Source organism: Niallia sp. FSL W8-1348 (genome assembly GCF_038006745.1).
GTDB classification, from domain to species: domain Bacteria; phylum Bacillota; class Bacilli; order Bacillales; family Cytobacillaceae; genus Niallia; species Niallia alba.
The window spans coordinates 3,144,334-3,169,949 of the sequence record NZ_JBBOVV010000001.1; the positions used below are offsets into that span (position 1 = coordinate 3,144,334).

Sequence of the window (25,616 nt, forward strand, 5' to 3'; positions counted from 1 at the left end):
CTATTATTGAACTAGCTCTCGGTTCCAGCGATCAATCCAACCTTTTAAGTTATCATTGATAAATTTCATATCTAATGTGTGTAAGCTTGCAATAACATCTTCTCCATATGTTAGCCCTTTAGCTTCTTCTTCTGTTAGTACAACCTCCGTATTTACTGGAGAATCTACTTTATTTTTTGCAGATTTCTCTTGTGCGTCTTTTCCTAAAATATAGTTGATGAACTTTTCAGATAGTTCCTTTTGGTCTGTATCTTTTACGACGTTGATTGTATTCATAACAGCATATCCGCCTTCAGCTGGAGTAACAAATTCAGCATTAGGTACTGCTTCTTGTAAATCTGCAAAATACATCTCCATGATGGGACCAGCTGCAATTTCTCCTTGAGCAAACATGTTTACATATTCAGAAGTCTGTCCATATTCTTTAACAACGCTTGGCATTAATGATTTTAACTGTTCAAAAGCTTTATCTTCGTTAAAAGTCGGTTCACCGCTAACTAAGGAAGCCGTATCTACGATCATTGGTCCTGTAGTTGATGTAATGCTTGGTATGGTTATTTTTCCTTTTAAATCATCGCTCCATAGGTCTTTCCAAGAAGTAATTGGGTTTGTTACTTCATCTGGATTATAAGCAATTCCGAATTGAGCAATGGTGTATGCAGGACCATATTCTTCACCAAGCGGAGCTTTTGCTACTTCATAAATATTATCTAGATTAGACAGCTTGCTACGATCAATTGTTTCAAATAAATTATCTTCAATTCCTTGTTGTGCATAATAATCAGAAAGGAAAATGACATCTACATCGGAATTTCCTTGTCTTACTTTATTTAAGCGGTCTGCATTATTACCGGTATCCAAAACGATTTCTACATTATTTTCTTTTTCGAATGGTGCATAAATTTCGCTGCGGAAGAAATCTTCATTAAAGCCCCAAGTGGAAACGACTAGTTTTTCCTTTTTTTCTTTACTGCCGTTTGATGCGTCATCTGAGCTACAAGCAGCTAATAGTAAGAAGGATGATGCTGCAACTGCACTAACTAATTTTTTCATTTTCATTTTTGAACCCCTCCGAATGATTTTTTTTGGTTTGGTATACTATCTTTCATGTAAGCTATAAAAATAATAAAAAAAGACAAGCTTAAATAGAATTATCCTTCTACTTAAGATTGTCTTTTCTCTGTAAACAAAGATTAAACTTATCTTGTGTATATAGTGGCGTTCTACTTAGATAAATCCAAGAAGAAATCCAAGTTTAATTTTTATCTAATACAATGTTTGTAAAAGCAAGCTGTGTGAAAGAATCATAATCCCTAAGAATTGCTTCGATATTCCAATTTGTATCAGCTTCTAAATGTTCTTTTAGCTTCTTCTTAAAAAGTAAGGACAGATGAAAGTCAACCTCTTGTTTAAGGCTGGGCACTTCTCCTTCCAAAGCAGCAGAGCGCGAGGCGCGAGGATGCTTCGCATGAAGTGTAATGACATTCTGATCGATTGTCACTTTTAGCAATGTCGTACCAGCACCAAATAATTCCTTAGAAATTTTATTGTATACCTGAGATAAAAATCTCTTCATTTCATTTGTGTCGATGATAACTCACCTGCCAAACTATTGATATTGGTTATTATACATATCATTTTTTGATATTTCAATAGAATGTGCGGATTTTGGTGAAAAAAATATTATTTTTTCGTTTTTTCTATAGTTAAATAAGTAAAAAAACGAACTTTATAGGAATCGGAGGGTCGGTTCTTCTGTTTCCCTATAGAGCATACTAGCAGGAACAGAATAGAGTTTTTAGTATCTTTATTGCAATTTTAATATTGGTAAAATTGCGTATATTCATAACTTTATTACATTATCTTTTATTTTTCTAGTGTGGGGTAAGATTTTTTAACATTATTTTAGATTAAACGAGAGAATGGAAACTGTAGGTCGTAAATTGGAATGACGAAGTTGGTCGAATAAGTAAATGAAAAAATTGTGCATGCTTTCGATGAAATTATTTTGCCTACTATAGGGAAGTAAAGTGAATGTAAGCAATACTTGTTGATTTATCCTATTCTTAACGGTCGGTAAAACCTCGGCTGATGGAAGTCTTCATTATAAGAGATAAAAAAATAGAGATTTTTATAACAGTGGTTAAGGAGCTAAGTTTATCGGTTATTAACTGGGGATTTGTGCAAATGAACAAGGAATTTTGGTTGATTTATCAATTGTTAAAGGGCTTTCAATAGAATAGAATGAAAACGTATTCAATGTGGTCTAGTTGCAAATGGTTTATAAGGGGTATACAACAATTTGTAAGCAGTAGAGAAACAAGAGCGGAATACAGGATGAAATTTTTAAAGGGACTATTGATTGGGAGATTCGGATGTAATAGGCCGTTATTGTAAAGAGTAATAGATTAGGAGGATTATTTATGGCAACTGGGTTAGATATTAGTTGGATTGGAGCCTTGTGTGGATTGGCGCTGGCAATTATTTTAATTTTGTTTAAGTTAGCCCCAACCTATTCACTTATTTTAGGAGCAATCGTTGGAGCATTTATTGGTGGTGCTAATTTTACAGAAACAATTACTATTTTAGTATCAGGGACACAAAGTGTACAAGGAACGGTTATCCGTATTATTGCTGCAGGTGTTTTTGCGGGTGTTATGATGGAATCTGGGGCAGCAGAAACAATTGCCAAGTTTATTGTAGATAAGCTCGGTGGAACGAAAGCAATGCTATCTTTAGCATTAGCTACGATGATTATTACAGCTGTAGGTGTATTTATTCCAGTAGCAGTACTGATTGTTGCACCAATTGCACTGTCTGTAGCAAACAAAATGGGCTATTCTAAAATTGCTGTCTTAGTTGCGTTGTCTGGAGGTGGGAAAGCAGGAAATATTATCTCTCCGAATCCCAATACAATTGCCGCGGCAGGCGGATTTGAGCTTGATGTTAACCAAGTGATGATTGGAGGACTGATTCCAGCTATTTTTGGTGTTGTGGTAACAGTAATCCTTGCATCTCTAATCAAGTATAAAGGAACTAAAGTGACAGATGAGGAGGCCGAGGAGCTAGAAAAAGCGAACGTTTCCAATCTTCCAGCTTTATCTAAGGCTTTAATAACGCCAATTATCGCGATTGTTCTTTTGATGATTAGTCCAATAGGATCAATGCTTGGAATGGAGGTTCTTACGAAGCTGAATATTGACTCCTTGTTTATTTTGCCTTTTGCTGCAGTCGTCGGAACGCTAGCATTAGGTAAAAAAGATAAGCTTCTAGATTATTGTACAGCTGGCTTAAATAGAATGACTCCAACCATTTTAATTATTATTGGTGCAGGTGCTATTGGTGGATTGATTACTGCTTCAGACTTGCCTACACAAGTAGTTGCATTGGTAGAGTCCTCTGGCATTTCTGGTACATTCCTTGCGCCGATTGCAGGAACTTTAATGGCAGCGGCAACAGCATCTACTTCAACAGGGGTTATTTTGGCAACTGGTTCATTTTCAGAAGCAATATTGAATACTGGAGTTGCACCTATAGCTGCTGCAGTGATGACACATACTGGTGCTACTGTAATCGACCACTTACCACATGGAACTTATTTTCATGTTACCCGTAATGCTATGAACATGAGTATGGCAGACAGAATGAAAGTGGTAGGGTATGAAAGTATTGTTGGCTTAACCATGACTATTGTAGCAATAATCCTATACGGATTTATCTTATAAAACGAGGTGGAAGCAATGGGGAAAACATTTTTATTAGCTCCTGATTCATTTAAAGAAAGTATGACAGCCAAGGAAGTTTGCGTTGCTATGGAAATAGGGATAAAAAGAGCGATCCCTGATGCAGAATGTATTCATGTACCAATGGCAGATGGTGGTGAGGGGACTGTTCAATCTTTAGTAGATGCAACAGGCGGAACACTAGTTACGAAGGAAGTTACAGGACCTCTTCAAACGGCGGTTTTAGCTCAATATGGTATTTTAGGAGACGGAAAGACGGCTGTTATTGAAATGGCATCTGCTAGCGGAATCCATCATGTTACTAAGGAAACCAAGAATCCTCTTATTACAACCACTTATGGGACAGGGGAACTAATAAGGGAATGTATAGAGCAAGGAATTACTGACATTATACTGGGAATTGGCGGAAGCGCAACTAATGATGGTGGCACAGGAATGGCCGCAGCGCTTGGCTATAAATTTCTTGATGAAGATGGAAATGAACTGTTATTTGGTGGTGGGTATTTAAATGAACTAGTTACAATCGATGATTCCAATGTTATTCCACAGTTGAAAAATGTGAATATTTTGGTTGCATCAGATGTAACGAATCCTTTATGTGGAGAAAATGGAGCATCAGTTGTCTTTGGTCCGCAAAAGGGTGCTACACCAGAGATGATTGAGATCTTAGATAGAAACTTACGTCACTACGCTAAAAAGGTAAAAGCGCATCTTGGAATGGATATAGTAAACACGCCTGGTGCGGGGGCTGCGGGTGGTCTTGGAGCAGGTTTACTGGCTTTCACTAATTCAACAATGAAGAAGGGTATAGAGATTGTAATCGAATATACAAATTTAAAAGAAAAGTTGAAAGCGGCAGATTATTGTTTTACAGGAGAAGGCGGCATTGACTTTCAAACAAAATTTGGTAAAGCACCATATGGAGTTTCTCAAGCTGCTAAAAATGTGAACAATGATATGAAAGTGATCGCACTGGCAGGTTATATTGGTCAGGACGTGGAAGTTTTGTATGAAGAAGGCTTTGACGCTATTTTTGGAATCGTCCCTGGAGCAGCTTCCATTGACACGTTGCTGGCTCAGGGAAAAGCAAATGTTGCACGAACCGCTGAAAGCATTGCAAGACTATTAAAGTAGTTAAGAAAGAAGAAAAATTAATTATGCTAGCTTTTGGTAGAAGCTGTTCCTTTGACTTGGGAGCAGCTTCTTCACTTAATACGATTAATTAACATAAAGATTAGTTCTAAAAGATCCAATATATTCTTAGGATCTTTTCCTGTAATTTTGTGAATTCTATTTAATCTATAGTTTAATGTATTTCTATGCACAATAAGTTGGCTGGCTGTTTCATTCATGTTCATATTGCAGTTAAGATAAGCCTGGAGGGTCTTAATAAGTTCATCGTTTGTTTCAAGCAAATCTGATTGAGGGGCTGTTTTTTTTATTTTTCTCAAAGAATAGGATAGATCGGCGATAAATTCACAATCAGCATAAAAAATAACTTTCTGATGAAAAAATAATCCCTTTAATACTTTTAAAGCTAATTTTGTCTGAAGAAACCCATCAGCAATCTTATCATTTATTTTACTTATGGAAATGAAGACGTCTTGATACTTAGCTAACTGCTCTTGTAGTTCTTTTATGTTGTTTGGCTCTTGCACAACTACGCATAGCGTATTTTGATATGGTTGAAAGAAAGGATAGTTGTTGACTATTGACTCATTAACGTTTTTGGGAAATTCGATATACACCAATTGGCTGGGCTTATTTAGGTGAACATCATAGAATAATGCCTGGTCTGTTATGTCTTTTGTATAAATGGTAGTAGGATCTATTAATAAGTTGAAAAAATCATGCTTTACATTCTTTCTCCTATTTTCTTTTTCTGATGCGATGCTTTGTTCGATTAATAACAGAACGGTTGATTTAACTAGTTTTCCGAAGGGACTAGTTTCCTTGATCTCACCGCTAATACCAACTACACCTAAAATATCATCATTCCATTCAATAGGCAGATTAATTCCTTTCTTAACGAATTCTTCATCCTTTTCGATAGGAACGATTTTTTTTTGTTTGATGGCAGCAACTGCACCGTGATGGAGCGTGCCAATCCTCTTTTTATTTCCACTTCCAATGATAATGCCTGTTTTATCCATAATATTAATATTATAAGGAATATCCTTCATCATTTTATTTACAATTTTTTGCGCCTGTTTTGGTGTTAATTCATACATATTAATTGGTTCACCTACCTTTTAAAAAAAGAATAACTATACTTGTTATTATATAGTGTAATCGAGGAAGTATAAAACACAATTAGGACGATTCTTCTGTTTCGTTTGTGGGAAGCAGAAGAATCGTATCATGCACCATTAAAAAGCATCTGAATATTCTTCTTGGAAAAACTGTAAAAGTGCTGGCAAGTTTTTCTGAAATTCTAAGCAAAGTTGTTGTCCTAAAGGAACAGCGTAAATGAGTTTATGGCAAAATGGGCAGATATCCTTTTCTTTAAAAAAATGTTTAACACCTAAAGGAAACGGGTGGGTAGAATTTCCAATAAGAAATTGATAATCATGATGGTGGACACGAAATAAAATTTCTCGTCCCTCAAAACTACTTGAGGGATAGATTTGTATCGCTTCAAAAGGTAATTCTCTAATCGTAAGCATAAAAAAACCAATCCTTTTGTTTTTATTATATAGTCTTTTTTATAAATTAAACTATATCACTGATTGGGAATGTACTCAAATAGAAGATTTATCCCACTCTTAACGGACAGTAAGATTCCCCCCTCAAGCTTAGGAGAATACGAGGAAGCTAGGTGGGAGATCAACTGTCCGTAAAGGTCCGATTGGTTCAACTAACCATCAGTGGGGAGGAAGGAACACCCCTACTGATAGAAGTTTCACTTTATCCCACTCTTAACGGACAGTAAGATTCCCCCCTCAAGCTTAGGAGAATACGAGGAAGCTAGGTGGGAGATCAACTGTCCGTAAAGGTCCGATTGGTTCAACTAACCATCAGTGGGGAGGAAGGAACACCCCTACTGATAGAAGTTTCACTTTATCCCACTCTTAACGGACAGTAAGATTCCCCCCTCAAGCTTAGGAGAATACGAGGAAGCTAGGTGGGAGATCAACTGTCCGTAAAGGTCCGATTGGTTCAACTAACCATCAGTGGGGAGGAAGGAACACCCCTACTGATAGAAGTTTCACTTTATCCCACTCTTAACGGACAGTAAGATTCCCCCCTCAAGCTTAGGAGAATACGAGGAAGCTAGGTGGGAGATCAACTGTCCGTAAAGGTCCGATTGGTTCAACTAACCATCAGAGGGGGAGGAAGGAACACCCCTACTGATAGAAGTTTCACTTTATCCCACTCTTAACGGACAGTAAGATTCCCCCTCAAGCTTAGGAGAATACGAGGAAGCTAGGTGGGAGATCAACTGTCCGTAAAGGTCCGATTGGTTCAACTAACCATCAGTGGGGAGGAAGGAACACCCCTACTGATGGAATAAATGGAAAGATGGGTATTGGGGATAATTTGCAAGAAGACACTCAATCTTCGAAACCGGCTTCTTCTGTAATGGAACCAGAAAATCCTTCTAACAAGGAGGAGATAAGTGATAGAATTGAAAGAATTTATTCCTTAGCAAAAGAAGGGAAAACGGATTATGGAACATTTGTTGTTGGCAAAACTAGTCATAGCGAAGTCACAGATATATTAGGAGAACCTTCAAGCAAAACAGATAGCAATCATTCTATTTATGAAGATTATCCTAAGCAATATATAACGATTGGATATCAAAATGATACAGTAACGGATTTTAGAACAAGGAATGAAGGGGTTAAAAAGGTTCATTATAATGTTATAATGACATTATCCAGACTCTGGGTAAAGCTGATCAGGTAAGTTATTATAAAGATGATAATTCTAATCAAATTATTCTTAGCTATGATGCAACTCCTTCTTATCGATTAAGATGGGTATTAGACAAGCCAGACGAAAGTAATAAAAATCCAAAAAAGAAATCAATAAATGGAATAAGCTTCCTCTATTTATAAGTGTCGATCAAGAGGAAGGACGGATTTCAAGGTTGCCAGAAGTAGAAAGTACCCCTTCAAGTCTGGTGATTGGGAATAAAAATGATAAAGAATATGCTTACAGGATTGGAAGGAAGATTGGAGAGAATGTAAAATCGTTTGGTTTTAATCTTGACTATGCTCCAGTACTTGATATCAATAGTAATTCAGAAAATCCCGTTATTGGTGATAGATCGTTTGGAAATAATGCTGATATAGTTCATGATACGGGGATACAAGTAATGAAAGGTATTTAAGCAGAAAAGGTCATTTCTGTTGTAAAGTATTTTCCGGGTCATGGAGATACCGTAGTGGATTCCCATATTCAACTACCAAAGGTGAACAAATCTTTAACTCAGTTGCAAAATCTAGAACTAATTCCTTTTGAATATGTGATTAATAATGGAGCCGATGTTGTGATGGTAGCGCATATTTTACTACCAAAGCTCGATAAAACCTATCCGGCATCTATGTCAAAAGCGGTAATTACAGATTTATTAAGAAATCAACTTCAGTTTGATGGAGTGGTAATAACAGACGATATGACTATGGGAGCAATTGTGGATAATTTTGAGATTGGAGAAGCTGCAGTGGATTCTATTTTAGCTGGTAGTGACATCATACTAGTAGCGCATGATAACACAAACATACACACAGTTATAAAATCAATTAAAACAGCTGTAGAAAACAATATAATAACAGAAGATAGAATTAATGAAAGTGTAGAGAGGGTTATGGAGTTAAAAAATAATTATTTAAAGTAAGTACACAGAGGGGGGGTTCTCCTGCTGGCGTTTTTGGGAAGCGGGAGAATCGTCCCTCTGAATGCTTTTCTATCTATCTCCATAAACTAACGAATGTTAAGTTTTAACAAAGGGTGATTTTTTTGAAGAATGTATTTGTTATTTACCGAAATGATTGGGTTCGAATTTTTAAGGCGCCTGTGGCTGCACTTTTAATTGTAGCCTTAATGGTGCTGCCATCTCTTTATGCATGGTTTAATTTGGCGGCTTCGTGGGATCCATATTCCAACACGAGTGGAATAAAAATTGCTGTAACAAGTGAAGATGATGGTGCAACTATTCGTGATTCCTCCGTCAATATTGGCGATGAAATTGTTGCAAGCTTAAAGGAAAATGATAAGCTTGGCTGGGAATTTGTAAGTAAAGAAAAAGCGAAGGCAGGTGTTACGAAAGGAGATTATTATGCAAGCCTGTACATACCGCATGATTTTTCTGCCAAAATTGCTACTATTTTAGAGGACAAACAAGTAAAGCCAGAGATTGACTATAGTGTGAACGAAAAGCTAAATGCAATAGCACCAAAGATGACTTCTACTGGCGCATCTACGATTGTGCAACAAGTGAAAGAAAACTTTATTCATACGGTAAGTGAATCTGTGTTGAGTGTATTTAATGACGCTGGGATTAAGCTGGAAGAAGAATTACCGACGATTAGAAATATAGAAGAGAAAATTTTCGCATTAGAAAAAGAAGTTCCTAAAATAAATGAATTAGGAGAAAAAGTAGTAACACTTGAAAGTAAATTGCCTGAAATCAATAAACAAGCGCAAAAAATCTTAACATTAGAAGAGGCTTTTCCTGACATTAATGAAGCCAGTAAAAATATCCTTTTATTAGAGGCGAAGCTTCCGGAACTGGAAAAGGTAGGTGAAGGCATTCTTCTCTTACAGGAAAAGGCGCCAGAGATTCAAAAGCTAGCGGATGGTGTTGAGGAGCTAGAAGCTCATTTTTCTGACATTAGTGAAATGGTAACAAGCGCTTTATCTAATGTAGAAAATATGCAATCATTTCTTGAAACAGCAAGTGGCTCATTAGGCAAAATAGAACAAGGAATAAATAACGGGAAGCAAATTGCAGATGTATTGCCAGGGTTTATCGATGCAAATGGGCAAGCGCTCGATGCTGTTGGTCCTGTATATAAGCAAAATTTGCTTCTATATCAAAAAACAGCTGATGCCGTTCATCAATTGGCTGCATTAGTTCAAACAGGAAATCTTACTGAAGAAGAAATAAAGACAAATACTGTGGCATTGCAAACACAAGTGCAAACAAGTATCGATAGTTTAACACGTTCGATTGCATTATTTTCTACTTTAAACAGTGCAACTCCAAATGGAGAAGAGGCTCTTTTAACTGAAATAAAAGATTTGCAGGAATTAAAAACGAATTTTCAGCAAGAAAAAGAGAGGCTTCAAACGATTCAGGCAGCGGATCAGGAAAAAGCAAACACTTTATCGGCATTGTCACAAGAAGCGATTGAACTTAGTACTACTCTAATAAATCGCTATGATAAGCAAACAAAACCAGCAATTAATCGTGCTTTAGAGGGGATAAAAGATTCTACTCAACATGCAATGAATGATTTAGAAAGTGCACAAGAAAATATACCAAAGCTAGAAGAAATAATAAAAAATACAGATGAGTCACTTACCTTTGCTCAGGAAGAATTAACAAAGCTTCACTCTGATTTACCTACAATAGAAAAAAAGATTCATGAAGCGACAAACCTTATACAGGAAAATTTAGATAAAGTTTTAGCAGGCATTAATGACGCCGCAGAATTTTATCGAACTTCTTTTCCGAGTATAAAAGAGAAGATTCATGCAGCAGCAGGCTTTGTTCGTAATGATCTTCCAGCAGCTGAACAAGATATTACTAAAGTAGCTGCATTTATTAAAAATGATTTACCTAGAGTGGAGGATGCTGTTCATAAAGCCGCAGATATGGTACAAAATGAATTACCAAAATTAGAAGAGACATTGACAAAAACAGCAGATTCTATTCGGACTTTTGAAGGCGAATATGATTTAGGCGAGATTATTTCTTTGTTGAAAAATGATATAGAGCAAGAAAGTGATTTTATATCAGATCCCACTAGTGTTGCATTAATTTAATTTCATTATTAAAAATACTCGAAATGTTCACTTTTATTATTTTATGCATAGAAAAAGTCCTTTATAATGGATAAGTCAGGTGGTAACCCGTCCAAATCCACTAAAAAAGGACCAATCTCATGGACAAGATTACACGAAAAACTTCATTTGGACAATGGTTTTCACCAATAAATCTTCAATTATTTGAAGAAAACGTGAAAACGTTGAAATTAGATTTCTATACGAAAAAACTAACGACAGAGTCATTTCTAAAATTATTACTTTTTGCGCAGCTAGAAGAAGTCGAAAGTCTGCATGCGCTGAGCGATTGTCTTTTCGATGATCAACTGCAAAAGGGCATTGATCTTGATTCTATCAGTATTTCCCAACTCTCACGCCGTTTAAATGGCATGAATCCAGACTTATTCCAAAAGCTTTTCCTTGATTTAGTTTCACAAATTCATGCCAAAACGCACAACACGAAACTTGTGATGCCATTAAAAATCATTGATTCAAGCACATTGCCTCTCAATTTGACTAATCATAAATGGGCAAAATTCCGCAAAACAAAAGCGGGTGTTAAATTGCACTTACGCCTTGTGTTTATGGAAAAAGGTATATCCTATCCCGAAAAGGCCATTATGACAACGGCCAAAGAACATGACCGCGGTCAGCTTGAAGTAATGGTTGATGACAAGGAATGTATGTATGTGTTTGACCGTGGTTACTTAGACTACGAACGCTTTGATCGGATGACAGATGACGGCTACTTTTTCCTTTCTAGGCTGCGAAAAAACGCAGTCATACGGGAGGTTTACGATTTTAAACTACCCGAGAATACATCTGTTTTGTCGGATCAAATGGTGTTGATTGGTACGACGCAAAACCGTGCCGAAAATTACTTTCGTCTTCTAAAAGTGATTGATTCAAAAGGAAATGAGCTTCATTTAATCACAAATCGTTTTGATTTAAGTGCTGAAGAAATCTCAAAGATGTATAAATCACGCTGGGCGATTGAGTTATTTTTCAAATGGATTAAACAACATCTCCATATCAAAAAGTTTTACGGCCAAAGCGAATGGGCAATTCAGAATCAAGTGTTTATCGCACTTATTGTTTTTTGCCTGCATGTTCTCGCACAAATCGAGACAAAAAGTAAACGAAAAACCCTACAAATTAGCCGATATTTACGGGCAGCTTTGTGGAAACCAGCACATATTTGGCTTCGAAAGATTGAAGGAAAAACCATTCCTTAATAAACAAATTGTCGTCGTCTCTTAAGTCTAATTGTAAAAAATTTCCAAATGGATGGATCCACCTTTAGTTGGGTATTTACTTTTTTGGCTCTTAACAGGGGACATATTTAAACTGAATATTCTAACAACATTTATGCAACACTAGTGATCAGATCCTATTGTATTAAATGAAAATTCCTTATTTCCCATTCCTAATTATGGGTCAGCAAATTCGCCTTTTTATACAACCTTAAGTTTATGGGTTGGTGCCTTACTGCTCATTTCCTTATTACGAGTGGATGTACGAGATCCAGAAGGAATCTATACACCTAACCAAATATACTTTGGCAGATGGCTTACCTTTATCACAATTGGATTATGTCAGAGTCTGATTGTTACACTAGGAGATATGTTTATCTTAAAAGCATATGTAGCAGATCCAGTTGCTTTTGTGTTATTTGGTATGTTTATCAGCTTAGTATTTATGACCATTGTTTATACATTGGTTTCTGTTTTTGGCAATCTTGGCAAGGGATTAGCGATTATTTTTCTTGTATTGCAGTTATCTGGTTCTGGTGGTACTTTTCCTATTCAAGTTGCACCACCTTTTTTTCAGTCTATTAATCCCTTCCTACCATTTACACATGCCATCAACCTGTTAAGAGAAACAGTAGGTGGGATGGTGAAGGAAACAGTAATATTTTCAATTAGTATGCTTCTTGTTTTTAGTGCGATTGCTTTCATCGTTGCCCTATTTTTAAAAAAGCCATTGGCCAATGGGACAAAAAAAATGACAGAAAAGGCAAAAGCAAGCGAGATTATTCATTAATAGTGACTACGTGGACAAGGAATCTCCCATAATGGAAAGCGAAGGACTGTTTCTCCTTGATAGAACAGTCTTTTTGCTTTTATTTTAAGAAGAATGTAGTGCCAAAAAGGGTAAAAAAAGGAAGGTATCAGCCTTATTAAGTGTTTACGTTAATTATGTAAGGCTTAGAGGGAAAACTGATTTTGGCTGATAAAAAGGAAGTTTGGCTGAAAAGTCGCCGGGTTTGGCTGATAAAACAGAAGTTTGGCTGAAAAGTCGTCGATTTTGGCTGATAAAACAGAAGTTTGGCTGAAAAGTCGTCGATTTTGGCTGATAAAAAGGAAGTTTGGCTGAAAAGTCGCCGGGTTTGCTGATAAAACAGAAGTTTGGCAGAAAAGTTGGGAATGTAAAATATTTTGTGTAAATGATTGAATTACAATAAATGGTTAATACTATAACTATAAGATTCTTACCTACTAGGGGGATAGGGCAATGCTGGGGAGCACCCCGAGCACCTAGTAGGGTTCTGTACAAAAGTGGAGAGGAGTTATCCTCTCTTTTTCTTTTGGGAGAACCAAAGCGATAAACCCTTAGGGCATAGCCCTAAAGCGTAAGAAAATAATAAAAAATGATTATTTCCCAAATCGCCCCTCAAACATTATTTCAAACTGTTGTTTACATTCTAACCATCCAGGCACAGGAATAGTCCATTTATCCGTTACACCTATAGTCGCTAGATAAACAATTTTTCTTAAAGCATTATCCGTAGGATAAGCCGTTTTCGTTTTGGTGACTTTTCTTAGTTGTCGGTGAAAGGCTTCAATAGTATTTGTTGTATAAATTAATTTTCTAATTTCCACTGGATAAGAGAAATAAGTGGTAAGTTCTAACCAATTATTTTCCCATGACTTAATAACAGATGGATGCTTCTTTTCCCATTTTGCTTTAAATTCTTCAAAGGCCATTTCCGCCTGTTCAATGGTAAAAGCCTTATAGACATTCTTTAAATCGTTCATAAATTCTTTACGATTTTTATTGGGAACAGTCTTGGAATTATTCCGTAGTTGATGAATAATACAAGATTGAACATCAGTCTTAGGAAAAGTAGCGTTAATGGCTTCAGTAAAACCAGAAAGCCCATCTTTACAGGCTATTAGGATGTCTTCGACCCCGCGACTTTTTAAATCTTGACATACATTTAACCAAAAACTAGCACTTTCTTCTTCGCCAATCCAAATACCTAAAATATCTTTTATCCCATCAGTATTAATACCAAGAACGGTATAAGCAGCTTTACTCACAATCCTATTTTCATGCTTTACCTTAAAATGAATAGCATCTAAAAATACAATGGGATAAACAGGTTCTAGTAGACGGGATTGCCATTCATAAACAAGCGGCAAAACCTTATCCGTTACCTTACTAACTAAAGTCGGAGAAACGCTAATTCCATATATGTCTCTCATATGACTTTCTATGTCTCTAGTAGACATTCCCTTGGAATAAAGGGCGATAATTTGATCCTCTAAGCCATTGATGGAGGTCTCATACTTTTTAATAATCTGAGGCTCATATTCTCCTTTACGATCCCTAGGGATATTTAATTTAGTTTCACCCAACTTAGATTTAATGGTTTTTTTACTATATCCGTTTCGACTATTTCCTGAGTTAATACCATTAACATTGTGTTTAGAGTAACCTAAGTGTTCCTCGATTTCAGCTTCAAATACTTGTTGAAGAGTTTCCTTAAAAAGTTCTTTTAACATCATGTGGATATCATCCACTGTTTCACATTGACTGGCCAACTCTCTAATTGTCATATTCCGTAGATCTTGCATAAATGATCATCTCCTTAATTGGTAAGTATAACCATTTACACAAAATTATAGACGCTCTCGAAAAGTTGGCGATTTTGGCTGATAAAACAGAAGTTTGGCAGAAAAGTTGGCGATTTTGGCTGATAAAACAGAAGTTTGGCTGAAAAGTTGGTGATTTTGGCTGATAAAAAGGAAGTTTGGCTGAAAACCCAACAGATTTGGCTGATAAAACCCGATTTTGGCTAGAATCCTCTCATCTTTGCTATAATGAAAAGCATCTTTTCATTAATTTCTCCTATAATTTACTACTCCTATGACGTAAACAGCTGATTGCTAATGGTCCATGTAAGTATCTGCTTTCTAAACTCAAACTATCAGAAACAGATTTGGATTAAATGTAATAGACAAGAATTTATATCTTCTCCTCCAGCTACGGAAGGTTGGCTGTATTTAATATTATTATTAAATACAATACTTATTCTCCTTACTTCATCTTTCTGCTTGTATTATGACTAGTAATAGGATTTATATTTCAAACGAAATGGGAAAAAATACAATTATAAACGTATTGCCTTTTTTATTGACAACTTGTATATACATCTATATCATTGGTTTTATGACATGTATATACAAGATTCAACAAATATTTGCAAACGTTTTTATTAGTTTTGGAATAGAATTCATCTTCATCCATAGAGTAGGAGGACGCAGGGAATGAGCATAGATAAACAGCAAGTTAGCGATATAATCGAAGCGATTGGCGGTAAAGAAAATATTTCTGCTGCAACACATTGTGTGACAAGATTACGATTTGCATTAGCAGATGAAGGAAAAGTAAATAAAGAGAAGCTAGAATCGATAGATTTAGTTAGAGGATCTTTTTCAACAAATGGACAGTTTCAAGTAGTAATTGGTCCAGGTACGGTAGAAAAAGTATATAAAGAATTAATCAATCAAACAGGTGCATCAGAAGGCACGAAAGATGATGTCAAAAAAGCCTCTGAACAAAATTTAAATCCATTACAGCGTGCTGTAAAAATGTTAGCTGATATTTTTATCCCGATTTTACCTGCGATTGTAACAGCTGGTTTACTAATGGGAATCAACAATGTATTAACTGGGGAAGGCATCTTTTTTGAGCAGTCGGTTGTCCAAGCGTATCCCCAATGGGCAGACTTTGCTAGTATTATCAATTTAATTGCCAATACAGCGTTTACGTTTTTACCAGGTTTAATCGGATGGTCTGCAATGAATCGCTTTGGCGGTAGCCCTTTATTAGGGATTGTTCTTGGGTTAATGCTTGTTCACCCAGATTTATTGAATGCATGGGGTTATGGAAGTGCAGAAGAGATTCCAACCTGGAATATTTTTGGTTTAGAAGTAGAGAAAGTTGGTTATCAAGGACAAGTTTTACCAGTCCTAATTGCTTCCTATGTATTAGCTAAATTAGAAATTTTCCTAAGAAAAAGAATTCCAGATTCCTTTCAAATGCTATTCGTGGCGCCAATTGCTTTACTTGTGACAGGCTTTGTATCGTTTATTGCAATCGGACCAATCACATTTTTTATTGGTAACCTGATTACAGATGGTGTTGTAGCTATTTTTGACTTTGCACCAATTTTAGGTGGATTAATTTATGGTGGTCTATATGCACCGCTTGTTATAACGGGAATGCATCATACATTCCTAGCTGTAGATTTGCAGTTAATCGGTAGCACTGGTGGAACATTCCTATGGCCGATGGTTGCTTTATCCAATATTGCTCAAGGTTCAGCAGCTCTTGCCATGTTGTTTGTATTAAAAGATGAAAAATTAAAGAGCTTGTCTATAACATCAGCGATTTCTGCATATCTTGGTGTCACAGAGCCAGCGTTATTTGGTGTTAATCTGCGTTTCCGATTTGCCTTTATTTCAGCTATTATTGGATCCGCAATTGCTGGTGCCTTTATTTCTATCCAAGCAGTTAAAGCACCTTCAATAGGAGTAGGCGGCTTGCCAGCATTTCTATCTATTTTCCCTGATAATTGGGGAGCATTCTTTATTGGAATGGCTATAGTCATCCTCGTACCTTTCCTTTTAACTTTATTAATTGGAAAAGTACGTAAGGTCCAATAAATAGGAAAGGAATTTATAACAGAAGATATCAAATGAAACAAATTGGTATCTTCTGTTTTTATTTTAGGTTGTTTTCGTAAAGTTTGTTGCGATACCCGCAGCCGGAATACACTTCGCTTTCCGTGGGGCTCGCGCTGAGCCGCGCTGAGCCTCCTCAGCTTCGCCTCCGGGGTCTCAGACTGTCTCGCTAATCCCACAGGAGTCTAGGTGTATTCCGACTGCTCCATTTTTCCAACTAATTGTTTTTTCCTATTGAAAAAACAACAATCCTTTAGAAAACAACCATATTTTAAAAACAAAGTAATCGACTGATAAAGGAGTTATTTAATCATGCAAAAAAAATGGTGGAAAGAAAGTGTTGTCTATCAAATTTATCCGCGTAGCTTTATGGACAGTAATGGAGATGGCATTGGCGACTTACAAGGAATTATTTCGAAACTTGATTATTTAAATGATCTTGGAGTAGATGTTATTTGGCTCTCTCCTGTTTATGAATCACCAAATGATGATAACGGCTATGATATCAGTGATTATCAAGCAATTATGCGTGAATTTGGAACAATGAAAGATTGGGATGAACTACTAGAAGAAATCCATCGACGTGATATGAAATTAATCATGGATTTAGTGGTTAATCATAGCTCAGATGAACATAATTGGTTTGTCGAGGCAAAAAAATCAACAGAAAATCCATATCGGGACTATTATATTTGGAGAAAAGGCAAAGAGGGAGAAGAACCGAATAACTGGTATTCTAATTTTGGTGGTTCTGCTTGGCAATATGATGAACAAACAGATGAATATTTCTTGCATCTCTTTTCTAAAAAGCAGCCTGATTTAAATTGGGAAAATTCGAAGCTGCGCAATGAAATTTATGAAATGATGCGATGGTGGCTGGACAAAGGTATCGATGGTTTTCGAATGGATGTTATTAACTTCATTTCTAAGCCAGATGAAATGCTAGATGGAGAACCAAAACTAGGAAAAAAATATGCATCTGGGAGTAAATATTACCGAAATGGACCAAGAATTCATGACTATTTACAAGAAATGAACGAAAAGGTTCTAGCGCATTATGATGTAATGACAGTAGGGGAGATGCCTGGTGTTACCCCTGAATTAGCGGAAGATTATACGAAAGAGGAAAATAAAGAACTGAACATGGTCTTCCAATTTGAGCATATGGGATTAGATAATGGGCCAAATGGAAAATGGGATTTAAAGCCCCTTGATTTGTTGGATTTAAAGAAAAATCTGACGAAATGGCAAAAAGCATTAGAGGATAAAGGCTGGAACAGTCTGTACTTCAATAACCATGATCAGCCTAGAATCGTTTCTCGTTTTGGAAATGACAGTACTTACCGAGTAGAATCAGCAAAAATGTTGGCAACCTTGCTTCATATGATGAAAGGTACTCCTTATGTTTATCAAGGCGAAGAAATAGGGATGACGAATGTCCAATTTGCTTCCATAGAGGATTATCGGGATATTGAAATTTTGCAATTTTATCAGGAACAATTAGCTGAAGGAATTCCTGTGGAAAAAATGATGGAAAGCATATATGCAAAAGGCCGAGACAATTCCCGCACTCCGATGCAATGGGATAATACAGAAAATGCAGGTTTTACAACAGGGACACCTTGGATTAAAGTAAATCCTAATTATAAAAACATAAATGTCCAAGACGCCATTTCTGATCCTGATTCTGTTTATCATTATTATCGTAAACTTATAAGCCTAAGAAAAAAACATGAGGTCATCGTTTATGGAAGGTATGATTTATTGTTAGAAAACCACTCAGAGATTTTTGCATATAAACGTTCTTTGAATGAGGAGACACTTCTTGTTTTATGTAATTTTAGCGAGAAAGAATTAGAGATTAACTTGTTGAGAGAGCTTGCTAATCATTCTAGCGAAATATTAATAAGCAACTATGAAGATGACGAAAAGGAATTAAACGGAGCAAAAATGCTGCGACCATATGAGGCGAGGGTATATTTACTAAAGCCGTAATCATATTTACGTGTAACAACATAATGGAGATATATGAAGGAACTCCATAATATAATTTGAAAGACTATATAAATCAAAGAGGAGGCTGAGATAAAAGATTCCAGCCAAGGATAAAACCAAACAATTATACGAACATGCTAGTGAATGTTCCGTATAATTGTTTGGTTATTTATTTGTTTTTAAAAGGATGTTTCCATGAAGTTTGGTGCGATTCCCCGCAGCACAGGAGTCTTCGTGTATTCCAGCTGCTCTGTTTAACCAACTAATTATATTTCCTATTGTAAAAAGTAGCAGCCGCTATATATTAGCTAAATAGAGATTGTTCGTCTTTACAGAGTATCTATTTAGTTATGTCCTAACCTCTTTTGGTATTCGTGCATTTAATAGTTTGTAAGACTGGTGTTCTCAAATTATCTTCCCATTTTTAAATTATCTTGGTAAAGTAGTCGTAATAATGAGGATGTAATAATGAAAGGTGGGTGAATAAATTTATGAAAACGTTTAAATTTAAAGATAGATTGAGAAAGGAGATTATGGTTAGCTCACTTATTACGATCTCGCTGGCTTCCTTGGTGATTTTTGGAGGGCTTATTGTTTACTATTACTATTCGATTAACCGAGAAATATCAGAAGAAAGTGAAAGGATTACTAATCAATATATAAGTATAACCAAATACTTGGATGAAAATCTAGAAATGTATAGTGAAACTATCTTCGCAAGATATGTAGATGGAAAATTAACAGATAGAGATTTATATGAAGAGTACTATCACTTTTTAAGTAGGAAGGAACGGAATATAAGAATTAGGTTGTTATTATTAGATAAAAATAAAAATTTACTATTTGATAGTGAAAAGAAAGAAGACATAAGATTAATATATTTTTTACATACAATAATAGAAAACAATTCATTAGAGAAAGGAGTAATCCGACGAACCTTCTTTACTCCGCAAAGAGAGCATACATTATTATCGTTAAAAGAAATAAAACAAGATTCTCATACTATAGGGTATGCTGCTTTTCTAATGAATGGAAATGATTTTCTTCAAAATTCTTCAGGAAATGGTACCCAATACATTATATATGACAATTATAATAATGTTTTTTCAAGTAGCTCTTTACAGTTCTTAAAAGGAACTTTAGAAAAAATAAGTTCAGAAGTAACTAAAAGGAATTTTAAAGATGAAGAAGGAAATTATTACTCAAAACAGAGTATATTAGAATCTAATATGAATTTGATTGTTTATAAAAAACTAGAGTCACTAAACATCCTATGGCGTTTTTCGTTTTTTATTATCGCGATTTTGGTCTTCTTTTTACTTCTCTTTTCACGTTATTCATCTAAAAAGATAGCTCACAATAATTCGCAATATGTAGAATTTATATCTAACGAAATGAAAAAGGTCATAAATAATAAAAACTATCGCTTTAAAGTAGAATCAAATGATGAATTTCAATTTTTAAGCGAAAACATTAATCAAATGCTCGATGAATTAGAGGAATTAAATCAAAATAATCTTTCTTTGATTAAGGAAAATGTAATTTCTGAGAGGAAGATGTTGGAGGCACAGTTTAATCCCCATTTTCTATACAATACATTGGAAACAATTCGAGTAGCATCTTATTATGATACGGAATTAGCTAATAAGTTAATCTTAAATCTAAATACAATTTTGAGATATAGTATATCAAAATTGAATGAAGTAGCAACTATAAAAACAGATATGATATATATTGAAAATTATTTAGAAATTTGTAAAGAACGTTTTGAAAGATTCGCCTATGAAATTATAGTAGATGAACAAACAGAGGAATTCTTAATTCCAAAACTATTAATTTTACCAATCGTAGAAAATAGTATGAAATATGGATTTAGAGAAAGAAAAGATTTACAGTTGCTTATTAAAGTCGTAAGAGATGAGGAAAGTGTAATTATAAAGGTAATAGATAATGGGGGAGGTATAGATGATAGTACATTAGTAAAAGTAAATTCAAATGCATTCAAGAAAAATGGGAATCATCATGGCTTATATAACGCAAAGAGAAGGCTCTTGTTAATGTATCCTAATTCTTACTTTGTAGTAGAAAGTGCTGGTAAGCATACGACTGTCATGATGAAAATAAGGGAGTGTGAGAAAAGTGTATAGGGTTCTTATAATTGAAGATGAAAAATTAATTCGGAAGTGGTTACGTTTTGGCTTTGATTATGAATCTATAAATTGTGTAGTAATTGGAGAAGCGAGTGATGGCGAAGAAGGGATTGAACTGATAAATTCGTTAAAGCCAGATATTGTTATTACAGATATAAATATGCCTAGAAAAGATGCCTTTCAAATGCTCGAAGAAACAAAATATCATATTTTTTCAAAAATCATTGTCTCCGGGTATAATGATTTTCCTAATGCTAAAAAAGCAATTTCTTATGATGCTGTTGAATTTATTGTAAAACCAATAAATGAATCAGAATTAAAAGATGCGATCCTAAAGGCAAGGACAATGGTAGATATTTTGAAACTTGAGCAAAAGGAAAAACAAAAAATAAACGAAATGATTAAGGGGTTAGCTAATATATCCTTTGAAGTTCACTATGATCATTTAGTTAAGCAAATGATTCAATATATCGAGAAAAATTATGCTAAAAAGTTTACCTTCAATGAAGTTTCTAATGAACTTGGATATAGTTCATCGCTTCTTTATAAAAAATTTAAAGAAGAAACTAAACAGACCTTTAATGAATACTTAAACCAATATCGAATTAAAAAATCAATCGAAGAGGTTCAACGGGGAGAATATAAAATTTATCAAATTGCAGAAAAGGTCGGATTTACTGATTATAAGTATTTTAATCAAGTATTTAAGAAATACACGGGGTATACTTGTACTGAATTTTTGGAGAGAAAGTAGTGTAGAATTTTCTCTGAATTTATAGAATAATACCATTTGAAAGCGTTTGCTTATGTATTATCCTAAACGTATCCATTGATAAGGAGAGGATAATAAATGAAAAGATATTGGAAAATGTTCATTTTAGTAGTTGTTGGCTTATTAGCTCTTACAGCTTGTTCATCTGGAAATAAAGAAGGAGACGAAGCTTCTGATAAATTAGTTATCTATACACCAAATTCAGAAGGATTGATTAATGCTACTATCCCTGCATTTGAAGAGAAATATGGAATTAAAGTTGAATTAATTCAAGCTGGTACAGGGGAGTTATTTAAAAAGTTGGAAAGTGAAAAGGATTCTCCAGTGGCTGATGTAATGTTTGGCGGAACATATACTACATATGCTCTTCATGGAGACTTGTTTGAGGAATATGTTTCTTCTGAAAATGAGAATGTGATAGAAGCTTATCGTAATACAAATGGTTACTCGACTCCATTTACATTAGATGGAAGTGTACTTGTGATTAATAAAGACTTAACAAAAGGGATGGATATAAAGGGATATGCTGATTTGATAAATCCTGAGTTAAAAGGAAGAATCTCAACTGCTGATCCAGTTAATTCATCAAGTGCCTTTTCTCAATTAACTAATATTTTACTTGCTAAGGGAGGATATGATTCCGAAGAAGCTTGGAATTATGTTGAAGAGTTATTTACAAATATAGATGGAAAAATCAGTTCTAGTTCTAGTAATGTATATAAAACAGTTGCTGATGGAGAAATGGCAGTAGGTTTATCTTACGAGGATCCAACAGTCAAGTTATTAAATGATGGGGCAAATGTTGAAATTATCTATCCAGAAGAGGGGACAGTTTTCTTACCTGCAAACTCTGCTGTAGTGAAACATGCAAAAAATATGGATAATGCGAAAAAATTCATTGATTTTATTATTTCTAAAGACGTTCAAGAGGTTCTTGCAAAATCAACTACTAATAGACCTGTAAGAGATGATGTAGAAATTGGAGAAAATATGAAGCCGCTTGCTGAAATAAAAACATTAACAGAAGACTATGAATATGTTATTCAGCACAAGGATGAAATTGTCCAACATTACAATGAAATATTTGTTGAGATTCAATCAAAGTAACTGGAAGCTAGGAGGTGAAAGGAAATGAGTTTTATTAAAATTGAGCATGCAAAAAAGGAGTACGGTGGAGCTGCTGTTATTCCAGATTTGACATTAAACATTAGAGATGGTTCTTTATTTACTCTTTTAGGACCATCAGGATGTGGAAAAACAACTTTATTAAGAATGATAGCTGGGTTTAATTCAATTGAAGGCGGAGACTTTTACTTTAACCAAAACAGAATAAACGATAAAGAACCGAGTAAAAGAAACATTGGCATGGTATTCCAAAACTATGCGATCTTTCCACATTTAACGGTTAGAGAAAATGTTGAGTTTGGTTTAAAACAAAGAAAACTAACAAAAGAGGAAATTCAACAGAGGACTACTAAATACTTGAAATTAATGCAAATAGAGCAATATAGTGATCGGAAACCTGAAAAGTTAAGTGGTGGGCAACAGCAACGTGTTGCATTAGCACGAGCGTTGGCAATAAATCCGGATGTATTACTTATGGATGAACCGCTTAGCAATTTAGATGCAAAATTAAGACTCGATATGCGTCAAGCTATTAGGGACATTCAAAGAGAAGTGGGGATAACAACTGTATATGTGACGCACGATCAAGAAGAAGCGATGGCAATTTCAGATCAGATAGCTGTTATGAACCATGGAGTAATTCAACAAATTGGAAGTCCGAAAGAATTATATCATCGCCCTGCTAATGAATTTGTTGCTACATTTATTGGGAGAACAAATATTCAAGAGGCAAAACTCGTTACTACAGGAGACAGTGCCACAATTGCATTTGAAAATGGTTTTACTCTTTCCTTTGACGAACTAGCTAACGAACTTAGTCAAGGAGTTAGAGTAAGTATTAGGCCAGAGGAATATGTGAGAACTAAGCAAGGAAAGGATACTATTAGTGGAGTTATTACGGATAGTGTTTACTTAGGAATGAATACAGAATATTTTATTCATCTTGATACAGGGGAAAATATTCAAGTAAGTGAAGAGTCGACAATTGAAGAAGATTTGAAACCCGGAGATGAAGTGTGGCTTTCGATTAATAAACAAAAAATCAATATATTTACAGAAGATGGTTCACGTAATTTATTGGAGGTGTAAATAGTGAGAAACAAGTTTAAATTTAACATTTGGAGCGGTTCCTCTTTATTTATCCTTCTAACTTATACAGTTTTTCTTGTTTATCCGGTATTAATGATTTTAATCCAAGCATTATTTATAAATGGTTCCTTTTCTTTAAAATACTTTATTGAGTTTTTCTCTAAGAGCTACTACTCCGAGACATTGATTAATAGCTTTAAAGTTTCTATCTGTGCAACGTTCTTTGCATTAGTTATCGGAATAACTTTAGCTTATTTATTTTCCATGTTTCAGTTTAAAGGGAAAAAAGTGTTACAAATATTAATCATAATAGCTTCCATGTCAGCACCTTTTATTGGTGCTTACTCTTGGATACTTTTATTAGGAAGAAATGGAGTAATTACAAAGTTTTTGGTAGAATATTTTCATTTTCCTCCGTTTGATATTTATGGATTTTCTGGAATTACATTAGTATTTACTTTGCAGTTATTTCCACTAATTTTCTTGTATGTCACGGGTGCCTTTAAAAGCATTGATAATTCTATTTTAGAGGCTGCAGAGAGTATGGGATGTACAGGGTTAGTTCGGTTTTTTAAAGTGTTATTACCACTATTAATTCCGACTATTTTAGCAGGAGCTTTATTAGTATTTATGCGTGCTTTTTCTGATTTTGGAACCCCGATGTTAATTGGGGAAGGATATCGTACTTTCCCAGTACTCATTTATACCCAGTTCATTAGTGAGGTAGGAGGAAATGCCGCGTTCGCAGCCTCTTTGGCTATAATTGCTATTGTTATTGCATTAGTTATTTTCTTGATTCAGAAATATGTATCAAATAAAAATTCCTTCAGCATGAGTTCACTTCATCCTGTTCAGCCAAAAAGTATTAAAGGATTAAAGAAATTTTTGGTTTATCTAGTGGTTTATGGCATTGTGTTTATTGCCATGTTGCCGCAGTTTTACCTTATATATACTTCATTCTTAAATACAAAAGGAATGGTTTTTCAAGAAGGGTATTCTTTTAATAGTTATATAGAGGCATGGGATAGAATGGGGTCGGCAATCATTAACACAATAAGAATTCCTTTCTTTGCCCTTGTAATAGTAGTTATTTTTGCTATCTTTATTTCTTATTTAGCAGTGAGGAAACGTAATTTATTTACATCATTAATAGATAGTTTAAGTATGATTCCTTATATCGTCCCAGGTACAGTTTTAGGGATAGCTTTATTAGCTTCATTTAATACAGGTATTGGAGGAAGTGGAATAATAGCAATTACTGGAACTGCATTTATTATGGTTATTTCCTTATCGATTAGAAGATTGCCATATACGATAAGATCATCTGTTGCTTCTTTACAACAGATTCCAACTTCTATTGAGGAAGCAGCTGAAAGTTTGGGCAGTAGTCGGTTTAATACGTTTATCAAAATAACTGTTCCAATGATGTTACCAGGAATAATCTCTGGAGCAATCTTAAGCTGGATAACAATGCTTTCAGAACTTTCTACATCCATATTGTTATATACAGTTAATACTAAAACAATGACAGTAGCCATTTATACAGAAGTAATTCGAGGGAATTATGGTGTTGCGGCTGCATTGTCTACTATATTAACGATAATAACAGTTATCTCACTCTTAATATTTATGAAAGTATCGAAAAACGATAGTATTACTCTATAGCTCTTTGTATCTTTTGTTTAACCGGCAGCTTTATTGAAGATAAAGATGTTTAAAGTTTAAGGTATAATGCTATAAAACAACTGCCCAAATGAGATTTTGGGCAGTTGTT

The 25,616-nt window shown here is 34.9% G+C and carries 17 protein-coding genes and 2 pseudogenes; 14 read left to right on the forward strand and 5 right to left on the reverse strand.

Annotation, left to right across the window (positions count from 1 at the left end; translation table 11 throughout):
* Window positions 1-3: 3 nt before the first annotated feature.
* Window positions 4-1,053, reverse strand: coding sequence for an ABC transporter substrate-binding protein (locus NST60_RS14915; RefSeq protein ID WP_040342890.1), 1,050 nt, complete (start codon window positions 1,051-1,053; stop codon window positions 4-6).
* 202 nt (window positions 1,054-1,255) lie between these two features.
* Window positions 1,256-1,576, reverse strand: a complete 321-nt coding sequence (locus NST60_RS14920) for a DUF2294 domain-containing protein (RefSeq protein WP_101729444.1) — start codon at window positions 1,574-1,576, stop codon at window positions 1,256-1,258.
* 847 nt (window positions 1,577-2,423) lie between these two features.
* Here NST60_RS14920 and NST60_RS14925 point away from each other — a divergent pair.
* A complete protein-coding gene (locus NST60_RS14925; RefSeq protein WP_224428518.1) occupies window positions 2,424-3,725 on the forward strand; it encodes a GntP family permease in 1,302 nt (433 codons plus the stop codon).
* A gap of 15 nt (window positions 3,726-3,740) precedes the next feature.
* Window positions 3,741-4,877 (forward strand): glycerate kinase family protein, encoded by a 1,137-nt coding sequence (locus tag NST60_RS14930; RefSeq protein WP_341099215.1) that lies wholly within the window; start codon window positions 3,741-3,743, stop codon window positions 4,875-4,877.
* A 71-nt stretch (window positions 4,878-4,948) separates the two neighbouring features.
* Here the strand turns inward: NST60_RS14930 and NST60_RS14935 are convergent, their stop codons facing one another.
* Complete coding sequence (locus NST60_RS14935) at window positions 4,949-5,974, reverse strand: CdaR family transcriptional regulator (protein WP_212118441.1); 1,026 nt, start codon at window positions 5,972-5,974, stop codon at window positions 4,949-4,951.
* Between the two features lie 138 nt (window positions 5,975-6,112).
* Complete coding sequence (locus tag NST60_RS14940) at window positions 6,113-6,409, reverse strand: hypothetical protein (protein ID WP_016202062.1); 297 nt, start codon at window positions 6,407-6,409, stop codon at window positions 6,113-6,115.
* Between the two features lie 856 nt (window positions 6,410-7,265).
* On the opposite strand from NST60_RS14940, the gene NST60_RS14945 reads away from it, so the two are divergent.
* The 5 genes and pseudogenes from NST60_RS14945 to NST60_RS14965 form a co-directional block, all read left to right on the forward strand.
* Window positions 7,266-7,652, forward strand: coding sequence for a DUF4309 domain-containing protein (locus tag NST60_RS14945; RefSeq protein WP_341099216.1), 387 nt, complete (start codon window positions 7,266-7,268; stop codon window positions 7,650-7,652).
* 118 nt (window positions 7,653-7,770) lie between these two features.
* Window positions 7,771-8,586 (forward strand): annotated as a pseudogene (locus tag NST60_RS14950) (glycoside hydrolase family 3 protein).
* Between the two features lie 122 nt (window positions 8,587-8,708).
* A complete protein-coding gene (locus tag NST60_RS14955; RefSeq protein WP_341099217.1) occupies window positions 8,709-10,739 on the forward strand; it encodes a YhgE/Pip domain-containing protein in 2,031 nt (676 codons plus the stop codon).
* Between the two features lie 119 nt (window positions 10,740-10,858).
* Window positions 10,859-11,974, forward strand: coding sequence for an IS4 family transposase (locus NST60_RS14960; RefSeq protein ID WP_100525938.1), 1,116 nt, complete (start codon window positions 10,859-10,861; stop codon window positions 11,972-11,974).
* Between the two features lie 148 nt (window positions 11,975-12,122).
* Window positions 12,123-12,782, forward strand: a pseudogene (locus NST60_RS14965) (YhgE/Pip family protein); the annotation flags it as partial.
* A gap of 611 nt (window positions 12,783-13,393) precedes the next feature.
* On the opposite strand, the gene NST60_RS14970 reads toward NST60_RS14965, so the two are convergent.
* Entirely contained in the window at window positions 13,394-14,599 is a 1,206-nt protein-coding gene (locus NST60_RS14970) for an IS256 family transposase (protein WP_171509226.1), read from the reverse strand.
* A 693-nt stretch (window positions 14,600-15,292) separates the two neighbouring features.
* On the opposite strand from NST60_RS14970, the gene treP reads away from it, so the two are divergent.
* From treP to NST60_RS15005, 7 genes are all read left to right on the forward strand, one after another.
* A complete protein-coding gene (treP, locus tag NST60_RS14975) occupies window positions 15,293-16,693 on the forward strand; it encodes a PTS system trehalose-specific EIIBC component (protein WP_341099221.1) in 1,401 nt (466 codons plus the stop codon).
* Between the two features lie 330 nt (window positions 16,694-17,023).
* Window positions 17,024-18,706, forward strand: a complete 1,683-nt coding sequence (locus NST60_RS14980; RefSeq protein WP_212118456.1) for a glycoside hydrolase family 13 protein — start codon at window positions 17,024-17,026, stop codon at window positions 18,704-18,706.
* A gap of 491 nt (window positions 18,707-19,197) precedes the next feature.
* On the forward strand, window positions 19,198-20,853 hold the full coding sequence (locus NST60_RS14985) for a sensor histidine kinase (protein WP_341099222.1): 1,656 nt from the start codon (window positions 19,198-19,200) through the stop codon (window positions 20,851-20,853).
* Window positions 20,846-21,610: a response regulator transcription factor gene (locus NST60_RS14990; protein ID WP_212118460.1), complete on the forward strand. Its 765-nt coding sequence runs from the start codon at window positions 20,846-20,848 to the stop codon at window positions 21,608-21,610. Before NST60_RS14985 ends, NST60_RS14990 begins: the two co-directional genes overlap by 8 nt.
* 96 nt (window positions 21,611-21,706) lie before the next feature.
* Window positions 21,707-22,735 carry an ABC transporter substrate-binding protein gene (locus NST60_RS14995; RefSeq protein ID WP_341099223.1) on the forward strand — a complete coding sequence of 343 codons (1,029 nt, stop codon included), beginning with the start codon at window positions 21,707-21,709 and terminating at the stop codon, window positions 22,733-22,735.
* Between the two features lie 24 nt (window positions 22,736-22,759).
* On the forward strand, window positions 22,760-23,842 hold the full coding sequence (locus NST60_RS15000) for an ABC transporter ATP-binding protein (protein WP_341099225.1): 1,083 nt from the start codon (window positions 22,760-22,762) through the stop codon (window positions 23,840-23,842).
* The gene (locus NST60_RS15005; protein ID WP_341099870.1) at window positions 23,843-25,507 is read left to right on the forward strand and encodes an ABC transporter permease; all 1,665 of its coding nucleotides are present in this window, start codon (window positions 23,843-23,845) and stop codon (window positions 25,505-25,507) included.
* The last annotated feature ends 109 nt before the right edge of the window (window positions 25,508-25,616 follow it).

Bases quoted from the DNA above. Each gene is read 5' to 3' on its own strand.
- NST60_RS14915 (WP_040342890.1), bottom strand. From the start codon at position 1,053: ATGAAAAAATTAGTTAGTGCAGTTGCAGCATCATCCTTCTTACTATTA.
- NST60_RS14935 (WP_212118441.1), bottom strand. From the start codon at position 5,974: ATGTATGAATTAACACCAAAACAGGCGCAAAAAATTGTAAATAAAATG.
- NST60_RS15000 (WP_341099225.1), top strand. From the start codon at position 22,760: ATGAGTTTTATTAAAATTGAGCATGCAAAAAAGGAGTACGGTGGAGCT.
- NST60_RS14930 (WP_341099215.1), top strand. From the start codon at position 3,741: ATGGGGAAAACATTTTTATTAGCTCCTGATTCATTTAAAGAAAGTATG.
- NST60_RS14945 (WP_341099216.1), top strand. From the start codon at position 7,266: ATGGGTATTGGGGATAATTTGCAAGAAGACACTCAATCTTCGAAACCG.
- NST60_RS14925 (WP_224428518.1), top strand. From the start codon at position 2,424: ATGGCAACTGGGTTAGATATTAGTTGGATTGGAGCCTTGTGTGGATTG.
- NST60_RS14920 (WP_101729444.1), bottom strand. From the start codon at position 1,576: ATGAAGAGATTTTTATCTCAGGTATACAATAAAATTTCTAAGGAATTA.
- treP (WP_341099221.1), top strand. From the start codon at position 15,293: ATGAGCATAGATAAACAGCAAGTTAGCGATATAATCGAAGCGATTGGC.
- NST60_RS14995 (WP_341099223.1), top strand. From the start codon at position 21,707: ATGAAAAGATATTGGAAAATGTTCATTTTAGTAGTTGTTGGCTTATTA.
- NST60_RS14960 (WP_100525938.1), top strand. From the start codon at position 10,859: ATGGACAAGATTACACGAAAAACTTCATTTGGACAATGGTTTTCACCA.
- NST60_RS14970 (WP_171509226.1), bottom strand. From the start codon at position 14,599: ATGCAAGATCTACGGAATATGACAATTAGAGAGTTGGCCAGTCAATGT.
- NST60_RS14940 (WP_016202062.1), bottom strand. From the start codon at position 6,409: ATGCTTACGATTAGAGAATTACCTTTTGAAGCGATACAAATCTATCCC.
- NST60_RS14985 (WP_341099222.1), top strand. From the start codon at position 19,198: ATGAAAACGTTTAAATTTAAAGATAGATTGAGAAAGGAGATTATGGTT.
- NST60_RS14980 (WP_212118456.1), top strand. From the start codon at position 17,024: ATGCAAAAAAAATGGTGGAAAGAAAGTGTTGTCTATCAAATTTATCCG.